The following is a 16,340-nucleotide window of genomic DNA, read 5'->3' as shown; positions in this document are numbered from 1 at the left end:
GAGCGTTACATGTCCCTGACGAACGACATCACGGGCACACCGGCCGAGCCGAGATCGGTCGGCTTCGGGCCGCTGACGGCGACGGTCGACTACACGAAGCTGCGTGCGCTTCCCGCGAACAAGTACCCCGACTACTTCAACCGCGTCCACCAGCTGTTCACCGGGCTCGAGATCGACCTGTGGTCCCAGATCGCGCAGTACCAGGGTGAGGACCAGCTCTGGCTGGCCCACGCCCTCTACCTGTACGGCGCCAACCGGGACGTTCTCCCCGATGACTTCGACCACACCGCGGCGGTGTCTCGCCTGGTAGGCCGGGCGACCCTGCGTACGGCCATGCCGGGCGCCGAGAACGACGCGTTCGAACGGGAGGTGCTGCGGGCGAGCGGCTGGGTGAGGGGGGCGGTCGTCCGGAAGCTCGCCCCGCCCGACACGGCGGTGACGGCGAAGCTGAACCTCATCTACAACCCTCCCGGGTCCGACCAGGACGGCAGGGGAGAGACGAAGGTCGGGCCGCTGCAGGAGAACGTGCTCAAGGAGCTGCCCGATCTGCTGGCGAAGGTGGTGGACGAGCAGCTCCGGCACTGGGCGCCGCCCACGGGTACGAAGTCCGAGCCGGAGTCGCTCGATCACCTCAGGCGAATCGCCGACTTCCTCCAGACGTTCGTCGCCGTCGGACTGCGGCCGTACGCCGACTCCTGGGAGGAAGGGCCGTACTTCGACGGCTTCCGTTACAGCGAGCGCCTGCAGAGCACCGCGGAGCTGCCCGCCGGGCCCGCCCAGCGGCTGAACTGGATGATGAACAGGGCGCAGGCGGTCGGCTGGGACAAGCAACGAGGGGCGCTGCTCGTCAAGGCGAACTACGACGCCACCCGCGCCGAGGACCGGGAGACGCTGCGCGCCCTGCTGCAGGAGCGCCTGTCGACGGACCTGACCCTGAGCAGGAGGGTCGGGGCCATGGTCAAGCTGACCGCGGCGCACAGCGGAGGCGAGGGCAACATCTCCGTTCAGCCGATCTTCCCGAGCCCCGCGTGGGGGACGAAGTCCGACTGGCGCTGGCGGGTGATCAGAACGCTCGTGCACGAGTTGATGCACCGGCTCGCCCACCCCCGGTTCAGGGAGACGGCGGAGGGGATCCGGCACAGCCAGATCATCGGCGAGGGCTTCGTCGACCTGCTGACCGTGGACGTCTACACCCAGCTCTGGGACGCGGTGTCCAAGTCGGGCAGGGGTGCGCAGGTCCTGCTCAAGGGACTCGACGTGACCAAGCAGCCGGACCCGTCGTTCCTCAAGGTCGGCTACGGCGAGGCGGGGGGCTCGGCGGTGGCGATCCGTGACCTTGTCGGCGACGACAACGTCCGCGCGGCCTTCTTCCTCGGCGCGACGCACCTCATCGGCTTGCCCCCGCGCCAGTGAGCCCCCTGCGACCCCCCAATGAGCCTGGACCGGTGAGCCCGCACCGGGGACGGCTGCCGAGCAGGTCAGGGGTGTAAACGGCGCGCGAAGTGGGCATCCGTTCGAGAAAGCGGTCGCACGGAAGGTGACCGGCCGCTGAACGTCCAGGAGACCGGGGGCTCCTGGACGGGTGATTCCCCCACTCCCGGAGGTGCGGATCCGTGGACGCCGCGACCGCGCGTATGCGCCTGGAAAGCATGCTCGCCGAGCTGGACCGGTCGATCAACGTGCTGCGCGGGGATCCGGCCGCCGGGCGCGACAGATCCCTCCCCGACGCGGGAGCCGACCTCACCGACGCCGACCGGACCAGGGCCATGCTCGACGCCGCGTCCCGGCAGCGTACGGCGGTGCTGGCCGCGCTGCGGCGGCTGGACGACGGCGGTTACGGCCGCTGCGTCGACTGTGGCACGCTCGTGCCCGAGGGCAGGCTGGAGGCCCGCCCCGAGGCGGCCCGCTGCGTGGGATGCCAGTCGAGGACCGAGCGCCGCCGGTGACCCGCCCGGGAGGGCGTTCACATCGGCTTGCGGGCGCTGGCCACCAGGTGGATGCCGACGGTGTCGTCGCCGTCGGCCTCGGTCTCGAGCTCGGTGCGGACCAGCCAGGACAGTGACTTGCTCTCCGCGCTCAGCACGTGGTCGACGGTGGAGGGAGACAGCACGGTGCGCGGGCGCACCCACTCCACCTCAAGGCCGGCGCCGGTGATCAGCTCGCGGATCTGCTGGCTGGTGAAGCAGCGGGTGATGCTGCCGTCGGGCCAGGGGATGAGCATGACCTCGCCCGTCTGGCACAGGTGCGCCCAGTAGTTCTGCTCGGCCAGGATCGCCATCCCGAGGACCAGCGAGTCGACGCACAGCAGCGCGCGCCCGCCGGGCCGCAGCACCCGGGCCACGTCCTCGATGACGGACTCGGCCATGATCTCGACCGACAACACGCGCTCCTCGGCGATCACGCCGTCCACGCAGCCGTCGGGCAGGAAGCCGAGGTTGTCGGCGCGCACCTTCTGTATGCGGTCGGACGCGTCGCGCAGCCACGGCTCAGCCGACCTGCGGAAGTCCATGACCTCGATCACCCGGTGACCGGCGCGCGCCGCCTGGGCCGGCCACCGTCCCCGTCCGCCGGACAGGTCCAGCAGCAGAGAGGGGCGGCCGGGCAGCCACTGGCGCAGCTGTTCGGCCACGACCGCGTGATAAAAGGTCCAGTACGGCCCGAGTGTGCCCGGGCCGTTGAGTTCGTTGGCCGGTATAGGCAGCACGAGCGGCTCCTGGACTCTGGCTGCCCCCGCATGGGCGTGTGGCAGCGAAACTCGGTTTCCGGGCTACCAAGCCGGTGCTAGCTTTTTTCCCCGCACCGGGTCGTTCGTCACCTCAATCTGCACCGGGAACAGACTCTACGCCTGCCCTGTTGCAGTTGGGCATGAAGACGTTGGTGCTGCCAGAAGGCCTCGACGGGCTCGACCTTGCCGGGCCGGTATCCTCGGCTGGGTACGGTGTCCTTAAGGGGGTGGGTCCGGTCTCCAAGACAGCGGAGGAGACTCTGGAGCAGCGCAGTGAGCGGTTCGAGCGCGACGTCATGCCGTTTCTCGACCAACTGTACTCGGCCGCACTCCGGATGACCCGAAACGCAGCGGATGCGGAGGACCTCCTGCAGGAGACCTTCGCCAAGGCGTTCGCCTCCTTCCACCAGTTCCAGGAGGGGACGAACCTCAAGGCCTGGCTCTACCGCATCCTCACCAACACCTTCATCAACAGCTACCGGAAGAAGCAACGGGAGCCCAAGCAGGCGGGCACCGAGGAGATCGAGGACTGGCAGCTCGCCCGGGCGGAGTCGCACACGTCCAGCGGCCTGAAGTCGGCCGAGATCGAGGCGCTTGAGCACCTTCCCGACAGCGACGTGAAGGACGCACTCGCCACGCTCCCCGAGGATTTCCGCATCGCCGTCTATCTGGCGGACGTTGAGGGCTTCCCGTACAAGGAGATCGCCGAGATCATGGGCACGCCCATCGGGACCGTGATGTCGCGCCTCCACCGGGGTCGCCGGCAGCTGCGCAACCAGCTCGAGGACTACGCGCGGGAGCGCGGCCTCGTGCGGTCGGACTCCCGCGGTGCGGGTCTCGGCGGGACGCTTGGCGAGGAGGAGCGATGAGCTGCGGGAACCACCACGACACCCCGTGTAGCGAGGTGCTCGACCGGGTGTACACCTACCTGGACGGTGAGCTGGACAGCAACCGCATCGCCGAGATAAGGAAGCACCTCGACGAGTGCTCTCCCTGCCTGGAGGAGTACGGCCTCGAGGAGGCCGTCAAGCGGCTCGTGGCCAAACACTGCGGATGCGACCCCGTTCCGCAGGACCTGCGCAGCAAGGTGCTCACCCGGATCGAGCAGGCACGCGCCGAGATGGCCGAATAGTCCGGCGGTTTCCGAGGGGCGACGGCCGGGTGGCACGGCCCCTCCTCGCCGCGTCCTGCCCCGCGGGCCGTGCCGGCGTCGCGGGGGCCTGATCGGGCAGTGCCGGGGCAATGCTCGTTAGGATCTTCCGGTACAGGCCGGGAAGGGCGGGGACATGCGGGCACTGGTCACGGGCGGGGCGGGCTTCATCGGGTCGACCCTCGTCGATCGGCTGTTGGCGGACGGTCACGAGGTCGCGGTGGTGGACGACCTGTCGTCCGGCCACGTGCGCAACCCCGGCGTCCCCCTCCATGTCATGGACGTGCGTGACCCCGCGCTCGCGGAGCTCGCCGAACGCTGGCGGCCGGAGGTCGTCTGTCACCTCGCCGCGCAGATCAGCGTGCGCAGGAGCGTGGCCGACCCGGTGACCGACGCCCAAATCAACGTCGAGGGCACGGTGAACGTCCTGGAGGCCGCCCGCCGCGCCGGGGCCCGCAAGGTCGTCTACGCCTCCTCCGTCGCCGTCTACGGCAGGCCGGCCGTGATTCCGGTCCCGGGCGACGCCCCCACCGATCCCCGCTCGCCGTACGCCGCCTCCAAGCTCGGCGGTGAGCTGTACCTCGCCACCTACCGGGCGCTGCACGGGCTCGAATACACCACGCTCGTGCTGTCGAACGTCTACGGGCCGCGCCAGTCGCCCGAGGGCGAGGCCGGGGTGGTCGCCATCTTCACCGACGCCCTGCTGGCGGGGAAGCCCACGGTCGTGTACGGCGACGGCTCCCAGACGCGCGACTACGTTTTCGTGGAGGACGTGGTGGACGGCTTCGCCCGCGCCTGCGGACCCCAGGGGGACGGACGCCGGGTCAACCTCGGCACGGGCGTCCAGACCACCGACCGTGAGCTGCACGCCCTGATCGCCGCGGCGGCCGGAGCGCCGGACGAGCCGCGCTTCGAGCCCCCGCGCATGGGCGATCTCCCCGCGATGGCCGTCGATCCCGCCCCGGCGTACGAGGCCCTGGGCTGGCGTCCCCGGCACGACCTGCCGACCGGCCTCGAGGCCACCGTCGCATGGGCCCGTCAGGCGCTGGTCTGATCGCGTGCGCCCGGCTCGCCGGTCCGCGTCCGTCCCGCGTCCGTCCCGCGCCGGCGTGGAGGCGGGGCGGCGACCGGCTGGGCGGGCCGACGACGAATCCCCGGGCCGGCCCCGCGAAACGGCGCTGACAAACCGGTGCAATTGCACGCGGTGTGATGGCTTGGTTACGGTTTGGCTGCGATGGTCGCGACATCCCGGACCGGCGGTCGGCCCTTCTGTAGCCTGAGTGGCGACATCGACGTGGAGGCGGCGCAATGCTTGGGAAGACCGTCGTCAGGCTCATAGTGGCGCTGGCGCTGCTTACTCCGGTGGTGGCTCTGGTCGGTCTCGCGGCCGGCACCCCGGGGATCTCCTGGACGTAGTCACTGCCCGTGGGCCGGTCCGACAGGGCCGGCTCACGGGTCCGATCCGCATTCAAGGTGGCCGCCATGCGGGAACTTCCGTGGCCCGCCAGGGTCTACTTCGTCGCGCTCGTCGGAACCGCCGGTCTCGTGATCGCGCGCGGTCTCCTCGTGCATCAGGGGCTCGTGGCGGAGGACTGGTCGGCGCTTCTCGTCCTGGCGCTGCTCTTCCTGCTCTGCGAGTCGGTGCCGACGCTGCTCAACGTGCCGCACGTGGCGGTGTCGGTGAGCTTCTCCGCCGCGCTGGCCGCCGTGGTGCTCGTCGGCCCGGAAGGCGCGGCCATGGTCGGGCTGGCCGCGGTCGTGAGCGTGCGGCCCGGCCTGCCGATGGTGAAACGGCTTTTCAACGGCGCGCAGTACGCCCTGTGCGGCTACGCGGCCGGATGGGCCTACGAGAGCGCGGGAGGACGGGCCGACCTGCCCGAGCCGGCCGACTTCCCTGGCATCCTCGTGCCGTACGCCGCGGCGACGGTGGTCTTCGTGGCCGTCAACTTCGCGCTGACCGCGGTCATCCTGCGACTGGCCTCCGCGGTGCACAAGGACCAGGTCTCGCTCCGCGCGATGGTGCAGTTCCTGAGCTCCTACGTCGGATTCGCCACCTTCGGCCTGCTGATCGCGGCCCTGTGGTCGACGGTGCAGTCGATCTCGGCCCTGCTCGTGCTGCTGCCGCTGTTCGTGGCCCGGTGGGCCTTGGGGCACTACCACGCCGAGCAGCGGGCGTACGACGCGACGATCGCGGCGCTGTGCCAGGCGGTGGAGACGAAGGACTACTACACGCGCGGGCACTGCACGCGGGTCTCCGCGGCATCCTCAATGATCGCCGAGGAGATCGGGATGGGAACCGAGCGGCTGCGCGCGATCCGATACGCGGGGATGCTCCACGACGTTGGCAAACTCGGCGTGCCGACCAAGGTGCTGCAGAAGGACGGGCGCCTGACCGAGGAGGAGTACGCCGCGATCCAGCTCCACCCGATGCGGGGGCTGGAGATCGTGCGGGGCATCGACTTCCTCGACGAGGCGTTCGCCGGGATCATGCACCACCACGAACGACATGACGGGAAGGGCTACCCGATGGGCCTGGCCGGCTCGGAGATCCCCGAGTTCGCCCGGATCATCGCGGTGGCCGACGCGTTCGACTCCATGACCTCCGACCGCTCCTACCGCAAGGCCAAGTCGATCGAGTTCGCGGTGGCCGAGCTGCGCAAGAACGCCGGAACGCAGTTCGCCCCCGACATGGTGTGCGCGTTCGTCAAGGCGCTCGACCGGTACGGCTGGGACCTGGCGCAGCCGGTGCCCGTGCCGCCGGACGACTCCGCCGTGGAGACCACCGTGAAGGACCACGACGACCCGACGACACCCATCCAGGTGGTGTCGGAGCGGTGAGGGAGCGTCGGCTGACGGCCAGGCCGGTGGGACTCGACTCGGGCCAGCTCCTGCTCATCTGCGCCGCGGGGATGCTGACCGTGGCGGGGATCGCCCACACCGCGGCGGAGGGCCTGACCGATCCGCGGGTCGCCATCGGGTTCGGCGTGCTCATCGCCGCCGGAGAGCTGGCCCGGCTCACGATGCCCGGCAACCGCGAGGTCGCCCCGATCTCCACCGCCGCCTCCCTCGGATACGCCCTGCTGCTCGACGTGGGCGGACGGCCGGCGCAGCATTCGGCCCTGCAGGTCGTGGCGGTGATGTCGGTCGGCATGATCGCGGGAGGGCTGCCGCACCTGGCGGTCGGCCGGCCCCCGCGTCTCGACGCGTTGGCCCGGCGGCTGCTCGCCGGGTCCCTGCTCGCCTTCGCCTACCGGCCGCTCACCGGCCCGCTGGGGGAGCTCGCCCGGGACACGGCCGACCGGCACGGGAACTGGTGGCCGGCGCTCGGCGTGATGGCCGTGCTCGTCACGGTCATGCTCGCGGCCGACGTGGTGATCGCCGCCATGCACCGAGCCGGCCAGGTCAGGACCGCGTTCGGCGTCGCCGTACGGGACGAGATCAGGATGGCCGTGCCGCTCGGCGCCGCCGTCGGCGCGTCGGGCATTCTGCTCGCGCTCGCCTCGCACAGCATGGACATGACCGCGCTGCCCGCGTTCGCCGCGCCGCTGCTCGTCACCCAGGTGGCGTTCCGCAAGTACGCCGGCATCCGGGCGACCTACCTGCAGACCGTGCGTGCGCTGAGCCGGGTCACCGAGGTCGGCGGGTACGTCGAGCCGGGCCACTCCCGCCGCGTCAGCCAGTTGTCGGTCGCCATCGGCCGGGAGCTGGGCATGGCGGAGCCGCAGCTGCTGGAGCTGGAGTACGCCGCGCTCATGCACGACATCGGCCAGCTCTCGCTGCGCGACCCGATCCCCGGCGGCGCGACCGTGCTGGCCGACCCCGCGCAGGCGCGGCGGATCGCCGAGCTGGGCGCCGAGGTGATCAGGAAGACCGGCGTCCTCCACGGCGTCGCGGAGATCGTCCGCCGGCAGTGCGACACGCTCGGCGAGTCCCCGCCGATGGCCAGCCGCGTCATCAAGGCCGCCAACGCCTACGACGACCTCGTGAGCGGATCGACCGACAGGGACCGCGCGGCGGCGGCCCTGGAGCGGTTGCGCCTCGACGGCGGGTCGGCCTACGACCCCGGAGTGGTGGAGGCGATGACGCGCGTCGTCGATCGACTCGTGCTCGTCACACGCTTGTAGCAGACGTAGTATCCGAACGTCTCCGACGGCACGCCGGGCCCCTCGTTGTTGTGGCGACCCTACAGATTCGGCCCCTGCGTTCAGTCGGAACGGGCGGGGCGGCGGAACGAGGGATCACCCTAGAGTTGGGTGCGTGTTCGACTCAGTTCTCGTCGCCAACCGTGGTGAAATCGCCCGCCGGATCATTCGTACTGTGCGGGGCATGGGGCTTCGCGCCGTCGCGGTCTACTCCGAGGCGGACGCCGACCTGCCGTTCGTGCGTGAGGCCGACGACGCCGTGCTCCTCGGCCCCGCGAACCCGGCCCAGAGCTACCTCGACATCGACAAGGTCCTCCAGGCCGCCCGCGCGACGGGAGCGCGGGCGGTCCACCCCGGATACGGGTTCCTGGCGGAGAACGCCGCGTTCGCCCGTGCGGTGATCGAGGCCGGGCTCGTCTGGATCGGGCCGGACCCCAAGGCCATCGAGCAGATGGGTGACAAGATCAACGCCCGCAACCTGATGGAGGCCGCGGGCGTGCCGGTCGCCGCCGGGACCAGGGAGCCGGTCTCCGACCTCGAGCAGGCCCGGCGGGCCGCCGAGGAGATCGGGTTCCCCGTGATGGTGAAGGCGGCCGGCGGGGGCGGCGGCATCGGCATGGGAGTGGCGCGCGACGACGAGTCGCTGACCAAGGCGTTCGAGCAGGCCTGCCGCGCGGCCGCCCGCTTCGGCGGCGAGCCGGCCATCCTGCTTGAGCGCTACATCGAGCGGGCCAGGCACGTCGAGGTGCAGATCCTCGGCCTCGCCGACGGCACCGTGGTCGCCCTGGGCGAGCGCGACTGCTCGGTCCAGCGGCGCCACCAGAAGGTCGTGGAGGAGAGCCCGTCCCCCGGCGTGTCCCCGGAGCTGCGCGAGCGGATGCTCGCGGCGGCCGTACGGGCGGGGGAGGCCGTGTCCTATCGCGGCGCGGGCACGGTCGAGTGCCTGGTGGACGCGGACGCCCAGGACTTCGTCTTCCTGGAGATGAACACCCGGCTCCAGGTGGAGCACCCCGTCACCGAGCTGGTCACCGGCCTCGACCTCGTGGAGCACCAGATCCGGGTCGCGGCCGGCGAGGTCTACTCCGTCGAGCCGCGGGTGAGCGGCCACGCGATCGAGTTCCGCGTTTACGCCGAGGACCCCCGCAGGTTCCTGCCCGGCCCTGGCAAGATCGGTGTGTGGGAGGAGCCGGAGGGCGAGGGAGTGCGCGTCGATTCGGGATACGCGGCGGGCAACACCGTCACGCCGTTCTACGATCCGCTGACGGCCAAGCTCTGCGTCGTCGGCGCCACCCGCGAGGAGGCGCTGGAGCGGGGCAGGCAGGCCGTCGCCGGGTTCCGCATCGAAGGCCCGAAGCACAACCTGCCGTTCTGTGCCGAGCTGCTCGACCACCCCGAGTTCGTGAGCGGGGACTACGACACCGGGCTGGTCTCCCGGATGAGAAACGCCTGATTTGCTGAACTATGTGAGGGGAGTTTTCGGGTGGCCGAGGTGCGCGCCGAGATGGTGGCGAACGTCTGGAAGATCGTTGTGAGCGAGGGTGAGGTCGTCGAGGAGGGCGACACCCTTGTGATCCTGGAGTCGATGAAGATGGAGATCCCCGTCCTCGCCGAGGACGGCGGGACCATCTCGAAGCTCCACGTGAAGGAGGGCGACGTCGTCCAGGAGGGAGACCTCATCGCCGTCGTCGAGTAGGGCGGGCCGGCGTTCACCGACGAGGCCGGACCTCACCGACGGGACAGGACGTTCACAGGCGGGACAGGAACCGCTCGCGGTCGACCACGATCCGCTCGATCGTGCCTGTGGCGACCAGGGCTCCGGTCTTGTCGACGGCCCTGACGGAGAAGAGGAGCCGTCTGCCGTCCACCTCCGTGAGCTCGACGCCGATCTCGACGTGCATCCCCACCGGGCTGGGCAGACGGTGCTCGATGAGCACCCTGGTCCCCACCGTGGTCTGCCCCGGCTCCAGGTGATGCTGGACGGCCTTGACCGTGGCTCCCTCGGCGAACGACAGCAGCCGCGGCGTGCCCAGCACCGGCACGTCGCCGCTGCCCACCCGGATCGCCGTGTCCCCGCGCTCCACCATGATGAGGACTTCGGCGCGCAGGCCTGGAGCAACACTCATGCGGGTCAGCCTATTGGGTCGTCATTCCCCGGCACGGGTGAAGGCCGCTAGGCAACCAGAAGAGGCCCTGAAGCGTCTTAGACGGCAGCGGGGACTCCATGATGCTTTCCAGGCGGCGGAGGCGGGCAGCGGTTAGGGTGGTGCACTGTGGACCTCTACTGCGATCACTGCGGCCGTTCGGCCGCGCACGGTGATCACGCGGCCTGCCTGGCCGCCAGGACGATGGAGCCACCGCGTTACTGCCCGCACTGCCGCCGCCGGATGGTCGTCCAGGTCACGCCCAGGGACTGGACGGCACGGTGCTCGGTGCACGGTAGTACGGGCGGGTAACAGGTAGGCTCGACCTTCGATCCCCCGAGCCTGGATCCCTCCGCGTACAGGGTTCCGTGAACTTGTCGTTATCTGCCCGCGACACGAACCTGCTTTGTTGGACACCTTCGGGGGTCGATTCACTTAGGGGGTACGGGGCGCAAATGGTGGCCCAAGGTATGACCCTGGCTGGGCGTTACCGGTTGGACGTCCGGCTTGGCGCCGGGGGCATGGGCGAGGTATGGCGCGGCGAGGACACCGTCCTCGCGCGCACCGTCGCCGTCAAGGTGCTTCTCCCCGGTCGTCTCGACGACCCCGGATTCGCCGTCCGCTTCCAGGGCGAGGCCCGGGCGATGGCGACCGTCAACCACCCCGGTGTCGTCGACGTCTACGACTACGGGGTCACCGAGGTGCCCGGCGACGGCTCCACCGCGTACCTGGTCATGCGGTTCGTCGACGGCGAGCCTCTCGACCGCCTGCTGATGCGCCTCGGCCGCATCGGCGCCGAGCCCGCGATGGAGCTCATCGCGCAGGCGGCCTCCGCCCTCCAGGCCGTGCACGAGCGGGGGATCGTGCACCGGGACGTCAAGCCGGGCAACCTGCTGGTGCGGTCCGACGGCACGCTGGTGCTGACCGACTTCGGGATCGCCCGCGCCGACCAGGGCAGCCGCCTCACCGACGCCGGAATGGTGCTCGGCACCGCCGCCTACTGCGCGCCGGAGCAGGCCGAGGGCGCTCCGGTCACGCCCGCCGTCGACATCTACGCGCTGGGCGTGGTGGCGTACGAGTGCCTGGCCGGGCAGCGTCCCTTCGACGGCGACTCTCCGGTGACGATCGCGCTCAAGCACATCCGCGAGGAGCCGCCGCCGCTGCCGCCGTACGTGCCGCCCGCCGTCCGGGCCATCGTGGAACGGGCGATGTCGAAGGACCCGGCACGCCGCTGGCCGTCCGCCGCCGCGATGAGCCAGGCCGCCCGGCAGTCGGTGCTGGCCCCTGGTTCCGGGATGCCCGGCGGCGTGGTCCCGGACCCCGCGCCCGGCTACGGCGCGGAGGGCCTGACAGGAGCAGGGTTCGGCGCGCAGGGCCTGACCGGAGGGGGATACGGCCCGCAGGGTGTCACCGGGGCCCCGGCCGCCACGGGCATGGGGTCAACGCCTCCGCCGACGGGCCCGGCCACCCAGGCAGGCCCCTACCAGGGTGGGGCGGAGGCCGTTCCGGCCACCGGCGCCACCTACCGCGTCACGCGAGAGTCCTGGAACGACGCCCCGGCCGTGCCGCCGGCGACCGTCGCCTCCTCGCCGCAGGGCTCCCGTACGGCGCGGCGCGCGGCGCAGCGGTCCAGGAAGGGCAAGGGAATGCCCGTCGCGGCCGGGGTGGCGGGATTCGCCGTCGTCGGCGGCCTGGCCGTCCTCGGCATCAACATGGCCTCGGCCGGGTCGGGCACCCCCACGTCGCCCGCGCCGGCCCTGACGGTGGCCAGCGCCGACCCGCCGACCCCGTCGCCGACGCGGATCAACGCGCGGCCCTCCACGAGGCCGTCTCAGGCGGTCCCTGTGACGCGGCCGAGCCAGATCAAGACGAGGAAGCCGAGCCCCACGCCGAGCCCGACTCCCAGCCCGTCGCCAAGCCCCACCGCCTCCCCGACGCCCTCGCCGAGCCCGACCAAGGGCCTGGTCAAGGTGCCCGACCTCAAGAACCTGGCCGAGAGCTCCGCACTGGCGCGGCTCAACATGCTGGGTCTCACCCCGAAACCCGTCTACGAGGGCGAGGGGGAGTGCAAGGGGTCGGTCGTCGGCCAGAAGCCGGCGGCGAACACGCTCGTCAAGGAGGGCACGGCGGTCACGTTCACCGTGAAGAAGGACTGCCCGCCCCCCTCGCCCAGCCCGTCGCCCAGCGCGGCCGGGAGCCGCTCTCCCGCGACGTCCTGAGGCCGCCCTGATGGGAGCCCCGCGCGACGGACGTACGCGGGGCTCCGCCGGGGGTCACACTCCGGTCGTGTTGCGCGGGTAGGCGATCGCCGGGTCGGTGGCGATGTTCACCAGATAGGGCACGCCGGAGTCGAAGGCGCGGCGCAGCGCCGGGCCGATCTCGCCCGGCGACGTGACGAGCTCCCCGCCGCCGCCGAGCGCGGTGACGACCTGGTCGTAGCGGCACTGCGGCTGGAGCTCGGCCGCCACGTCGTAGCCGTACAACATCTGCATGGGGTGCTTCTCCAGGCCCCACATGCCGTTGTTGCCGCAGATCATGACGACGGGCAGGCGGTGGCGCACCAGCGTGTCGACGTCCATCAGCGAAAAGCCCGCCGCGCCGTCGCCGAGCAGCAGCACGACCTGCGACGACGGCCTCGCCAGACGCGCCGCGATGGCGTAGCCGAGCCCGGTGCCGAGACAGCCGTACGGGCCGGGGTCGAGCCAGTTGCCGGGCCTGCGCGGCTCGACGTACTTGCCGGCGTAGGAGACGAAGTCGCCGCCGTCGCCGATGACGACCGCGTCGTCGGCGAGCACCTTGTTCAGCTCGCCGTAGATGCGCATCGGGTGGATAGGGTCGGCGTCGGAGCGCAGCAGGGCCGCGTCCCCGGCGGTCGCCGCCGTCGCGGCCTCGCTCAGCCTGCTCACCCACGGCTCGTACGCCTTGGGGTTCACCCCGGCGCTCCCGCAGGCCGCCGACAGCCCCCAGAAGATGACCGACAGGTCGCCGGCGGCCGACCCGGACAGGCCGGTGTGCGTCGCGAGCTGGGAAGGCGCGTCGGCGATGTGGACGACCCTGGCGAGCGGCGCGCCCTCCTTGCCGCCGAACCAGCCGTACGCGAGGCGGAAGTCGAGCGGGGTGCCGACCACGATGACGAGGTCGGCCTGCCCGAAGGCGGCGCCCCGGGCGCGGGTGACCAGCAGCTCGTGCCCGGCGGGCAGGATGCCCCGCCCCTGGCCGTTGGGGACGACGGGCAGGCGCCACTCCTCGGCGAAGTCCCGTGCGGCCTCCTCGGCGCGCTCCATCCACACGTCCGAGCCGAGCACCAGCAACGGGCGCTCGGCCTCGGCGAGCAGCCGCGCGATGCCGGCGAGCGCCTCGGGGTCGGGCTCCAGCGGCGACGGGGTCAGCGTCTCCGAGACGTACTCGGGGGACGGGGAGAACACGTCGTCCATGTAGAGGTCCAGGAACACCGGGCCGCGATGCGGGGCCAGCGCGGTGCGGAAGGCCATCTCGACGTCCTGCCCGATGGAGTCCGCGCCCGACCCGGTGAAGGCGAGCTTGGTGATGGGCTCGAACAGCGGCGGATGGTCGATCTCCTGAAGGGCCCCGGAGCCCCAGCGTGAGCGCGGGGCGCGCCCGCCGAGCACGACGACCGGCGAGCCGTTGAAGTGGGCGGTGGCGACCCCCGAGACGCCGTTCGTGACACCGGGGCCGGCCGTGAGCACGGCGAGGCCGGGCTGCCGGGTCAGCCGGGCCGTCGCCTCGGCCGCGAACACCGCGCTCTGCTCGTGGCGCACGTCCAGGATGCGCATGTTCTGATGGACGGCCCCGTCGTACAGGGGGAAGACGTGCCCACCGGACAGCGTGAACATCGTGTTCACGCCGTAGGCCTGGGAGACGGAGACGGCGATGTCGCCTGCGTGTTTGGGGGACTCCATAGGGTGAAACCTACCAGTCGGTCACTTTGGTCGTGTTTCAAAAGTCACGCCCTGCTACGGGCAGCGCTTCGTCAACACTCCCTTCGGAACAGAGGGACGGCCAATGCCCTCCAGCCACAGGAGAACCTCGGTCACTCCCGCTGATGCCCGGTGTGGCCGGGGCTACTCCGCCCCCGCGCACTGGAATTCCAGCCGATCGCCGGCCGACGGCGTCAGAGGGTCTGGGAGAGCGCCTTGATGGGCATCTTGAGGTCGGCGAGCAGCTCCAGATCGCGCTCGGGCGCGCGGCCCAGGGTCGTCAGGTAGTTGCCGACGATGACGGCGTTGACGCCGCCCAGCATGCCGTCCCTCGTGCCGAGGTCGCCAAGGGTCAGCTCGCGACCCCCGGCGTACCGCAGGATCGTGCGCGGCAGGGCCAGGCGGAACGTGCCGATCGTCTTCAGCGCCTCCGCGCCCCCGACGAGGGGCTGGTCGGCGAACGGCGTGCCCGGACGGGGATTGAGGAAGTTGAGCGGCACCTCGTCGGGCTCCAGCTCGCCCAGCTGGGCGGCGAACTCGGCCCGCTGCTCCAGGGTCTCTCCCATGCCGACGATGCCGCCGCAGCACAGCTCCATGCCCGCCTCCCGGATCATGAGGCAGGTGTCCCAGCGCTCCTCCCAGGTGTGCGTGGTGACCACGTGGGAGAAGTGCGACCGGGCGGTCTCCAGGTTGTGGTTGTAGCGGTGGACCCCCATCTCGGCCAGTTCGTCCACCTGCGCCTGGGTGAGCATGCCGAGCGAGCAGGCCACGTTGATGTCGACCGCGTCGCGGATCGCCTTCACGCCCTCGCGGACCTGGTCCATCAGCCGCCGGTCGGGGCCGCGTACGGCCGCGACGATGCAGAACTCCGTCGCCCCGGTCGCGGCCGTCTCGACGGCCGCACGGACCAGCGAGGGGATGTCGAGCCAGGCCGCGCGCACCGGGGAGGTGAACTGGCCGGACTGCGAGCAGAAGTGGCAGTCCTCCGGGCAGCCGCCGGTCTTGAGCGAGACGATGCCCTCCACCTCGACCTCGGGACCGCACCACTTCATCCGCACCTCGTGCGCCAGCGCGAGCAGGTCGGGCAGCCGCTCGTGCGGCAGCGTCAGGCATTCGAGCGCCTGGGCCGCGTCGAGGCCCCTGCCCTCGTCCAGGACCTGTACGCGGGCGATCTCCAGGATGTCGGTCTTCACGCGGCACTCCCGTCGGTCCTCGGCGGCACTCCTGTCACAGGGGCAGCCTAAGGGTCGAACGGAATCCGGCCGGGTCAAACATGCCGCCGAGGGCCGGAGCGAGTCCGGCGCGGGCGGCACGGGCGAACGCCTCTCGGCCGAGCGCGGCCGCGCCCTCCGGCAGCGCGCCCGACAGCGGCCGGGCGGCGAGCATCTCCAGGTCGGGTACGTTCGACCGCTCGGCGAGCCCCGGATCGGCCGGCCAGGACCCGATCACCACGCCCGCCAGGTCGAGGCCCCGGCCCGCCACGGCCTCCAGTGTCAGCGCCGTGTGGTTGAGCGTGCCGAGCGCGGCGCGCGCCACCAGGAGGACGGGGGCGCGCAGCCGCCGCGCCAGGTCCGCGAGCGTGCCGCCCTCCTCGTCGTAGCGGACCAGCAGGCCCCCTGCGCCCTCGACGAGCACCAGCCGATGCGACTCGGCCAGCTCCTCGACGCGCGCCGCCGCAGACGCGAGCGACAGCGGTGGCATGCCCGAGACGCGGGCGGCCGCGGCGGGGGAGAGCGGATCGGGATACCGCGTCATCTCGAAGGTCGTCGTCACCCCCGACAGGCGGATCACCTCGTCGAGGTCTCCGGGCTCCCCGGCCGCCACCCCGGTCTGCGCCGGCTTCACGGCCGCGACCGTCGCTCCCCGCTCCCTGGCCAGAACGGCGAGCGCGGCCGTCACCACCGTCTTGCCGACTCCGGTGTCCGTCCCGGTCACCACCAGAATGCTCACGCCCCGCAGAGTAGAACGCCCCCGCTCACCCAACCACCCGACACCCCCCGTGATCTTGTAATTTGTTACATGTGGTGCCGCTGGCCTGCGCGGACACCTTTCGTGATCTTGCACAGATCGGCCGAAAATCCCGCCTGCCTGCCGGTTCATCGTTCCTGATCAGGCAATTGCGTGATCACGAACTGTGTATGGCCCGGTCGGGCGTGCGGCCAGCGTTGTTCTGCAAGATCACAAATGGTGAATTCGCAGGTCACATGTGGGCGCTGCGACAAATTACATGATCACGGGGGGTGA

General features: G+C 71.2%; 17 protein-coding genes. 12 read left to right on the top strand and 5 right to left on the bottom strand.

What is annotated here, in order from left to right; all coding sequences use genetic code 11:
* The first annotated feature begins 9 nt into the window (after positions 1 to 9).
* Together ACGFIB_RS35940 and ACGFIB_RS35935 are read left to right on the top strand one after the other, a co-directional pair.
* Positions 10 to 1,413, top strand: a complete 1,404-nt coding sequence (locus tag ACGFIB_RS35940; RefSeq protein WP_393377888.1) for a hypothetical protein — start codon at positions 10 to 12, stop codon at positions 1,411 to 1,413.
* Positions 1,414 to 1,613: 200 nt separating this feature from the next.
* Positions 1,614 to 1,946 carry a TraR/DksA family transcriptional regulator gene (locus ACGFIB_RS35935; protein WP_142575687.1) on the top strand — a complete coding sequence of 111 codons (333 nt, stop codon included), beginning with the start codon at positions 1,614 to 1,616 and terminating at the stop codon, positions 1,944 to 1,946.
* A gap of 17 nt (positions 1,947 to 1,963) precedes the next feature.
* Here the strand turns inward: ACGFIB_RS35935 and ACGFIB_RS35930 are convergent, their stop codons facing one another.
* Positions 1,964 to 2,704 (bottom strand): class I SAM-dependent methyltransferase, encoded by a 741-nt coding sequence (locus ACGFIB_RS35930; RefSeq protein WP_142575686.1) that lies wholly within the window; start codon positions 2,702 to 2,704, stop codon positions 1,964 to 1,966.
* A gap of 248 nt (positions 2,705 to 2,952) precedes the next feature.
* Between ACGFIB_RS35930 and ACGFIB_RS35925 the strand changes: the two genes are divergently transcribed.
* From ACGFIB_RS35925 to ACGFIB_RS35895, 7 genes are all read left to right on the top strand, one after another.
* Complete coding sequence (locus ACGFIB_RS35925; protein ID WP_142575685.1) at positions 2,953 to 3,594, top strand: sigma-70 family RNA polymerase sigma factor; 642 nt, start codon at positions 2,953 to 2,955, stop codon at positions 3,592 to 3,594.
* Positions 3,591 to 3,857, top strand: coding sequence for a mycothiol system anti-sigma-R factor (rsrA, locus tag ACGFIB_RS35920; protein ID WP_357251124.1), 267 nt, complete (start codon positions 3,591 to 3,593; stop codon positions 3,855 to 3,857). Before ACGFIB_RS35925 ends, rsrA begins: the two co-directional genes overlap by 4 nt.
* A 154-nt stretch (positions 3,858 to 4,011) precedes the next feature.
* Positions 4,012 to 4,929, top strand: a complete 918-nt coding sequence (locus ACGFIB_RS35915) for an NAD-dependent epimerase/dehydratase family protein (protein WP_357265496.1) — start codon at positions 4,012 to 4,014, stop codon at positions 4,927 to 4,929.
* Positions 4,930 to 5,357: 428 nt separating this feature from the next.
* Positions 5,358 to 6,713: an HD-GYP domain-containing protein gene (locus ACGFIB_RS35910; RefSeq protein ID WP_357251130.1), complete on the top strand. Its 1,356-nt coding sequence runs from the start codon at positions 5,358 to 5,360 to the stop codon at positions 6,711 to 6,713.
* Positions 6,710 to 7,999, top strand: a complete 1,290-nt coding sequence (locus ACGFIB_RS35905; RefSeq protein ID WP_357251133.1) for an HD-GYP domain-containing protein — start codon at positions 6,710 to 6,712, stop codon at positions 7,997 to 7,999. Before ACGFIB_RS35910 ends, ACGFIB_RS35905 begins: the two co-directional genes overlap by 4 nt.
* A gap of 133 nt (positions 8,000 to 8,132) precedes the next feature.
* Positions 8,133 to 9,467, top strand: coding sequence for an acetyl-CoA carboxylase biotin carboxylase subunit (locus ACGFIB_RS35900; RefSeq protein ID WP_142575681.1), 1,335 nt, complete (start codon positions 8,133 to 8,135; stop codon positions 9,465 to 9,467).
* Between the two features lie 30 nt (positions 9,468 to 9,497).
* Positions 9,498 to 9,710, top strand: coding sequence for a biotin/lipoyl-binding carrier protein (locus tag ACGFIB_RS35895; protein WP_142575680.1), 213 nt, complete (start codon positions 9,498 to 9,500; stop codon positions 9,708 to 9,710).
* A gap of 52 nt (positions 9,711 to 9,762) precedes the next feature.
* Here ACGFIB_RS35895 and ACGFIB_RS35890 read toward each other — a convergent pair whose 3' ends face one another.
* Positions 9,763 to 10,140: a thioesterase family protein gene (locus ACGFIB_RS35890; RefSeq protein ID WP_142575679.1), complete on the bottom strand. Its 378-nt coding sequence runs from the start codon at positions 10,138 to 10,140 to the stop codon at positions 9,763 to 9,765.
* Positions 10,141 to 10,287: 147 nt separating this feature from the next.
* Here ACGFIB_RS35890 and bsaP point away from each other — a divergent pair, with 147 nt between their 5' ends.
* Together bsaP and ACGFIB_RS35885 are read left to right on the top strand one after the other, a co-directional pair.
* Positions 10,288 to 10,470 (top strand): biotin synthase auxiliary protein BsaP, encoded by a 183-nt coding sequence (gene bsaP / locus ACGFIB_RS36750; protein ID WP_142575678.1) that lies wholly within the window; start codon positions 10,288 to 10,290, stop codon positions 10,468 to 10,470.
* A gap of 158 nt (positions 10,471 to 10,628) precedes the next feature.
* Positions 10,629 to 12,377 (top strand): serine/threonine-protein kinase, encoded by a 1,749-nt coding sequence (locus ACGFIB_RS35885; protein WP_393377883.1) that lies wholly within the window; start codon positions 10,629 to 10,631, stop codon positions 12,375 to 12,377.
* 54 nt (positions 12,378 to 12,431) lie between these two features.
* On the opposite strand, the gene ACGFIB_RS35880 is transcribed toward ACGFIB_RS35885, so the two are convergent.
* The 3 genes from ACGFIB_RS35880 to bioD all read right to left on the bottom strand — a co-directional run bounded on the left by ACGFIB_RS35880 (position 12,432) and on the right by bioD (position 16,046).
* Positions 12,432 to 14,078 (bottom strand): acetolactate synthase, encoded by a 1,647-nt coding sequence (locus ACGFIB_RS35880; protein ID WP_393377880.1) that lies wholly within the window; start codon positions 14,076 to 14,078, stop codon positions 12,432 to 12,434.
* A gap of 212 nt (positions 14,079 to 14,290) precedes the next feature.
* Entirely contained in the window at positions 14,291 to 15,289 is a 999-nt protein-coding gene (gene bioB, locus ACGFIB_RS35875; RefSeq protein WP_393377877.1) for a biotin synthase BioB, read from the bottom strand.
* Positions 15,290 to 15,323: 34 nt separating this feature from the next.
* Positions 15,324 to 16,046 (bottom strand): dethiobiotin synthase, encoded by a 723-nt coding sequence (gene bioD / locus ACGFIB_RS35870; protein WP_393377875.1) that lies wholly within the window; start codon positions 16,044 to 16,046, stop codon positions 15,324 to 15,326.
* A gap of 71 nt (positions 16,047 to 16,117) precedes the next feature.
* Here bioD and ACGFIB_RS35865 point away from each other — a divergent pair, with 71 nt between their 5' ends.
* A complete protein-coding gene (locus tag ACGFIB_RS35865; protein WP_393377872.1) occupies positions 16,118 to 16,327 on the top strand; it encodes a hypothetical protein in 210 nt (69 codons plus the stop codon).
* Positions 16,328 to 16,340 lie beyond the last annotated feature (13 nt).

The sequence above is a fragment of the Microbispora bryophytorum genome (assembly GCF_043197435.1).
Classification (GTDB): domain Bacteria; phylum Actinomycetota; class Actinomycetes; order Streptosporangiales; family Streptosporangiaceae; genus Microbispora; species Microbispora bryophytorum.
This window is presented reverse-complemented; position numbering and strand designations above follow the sequence as displayed.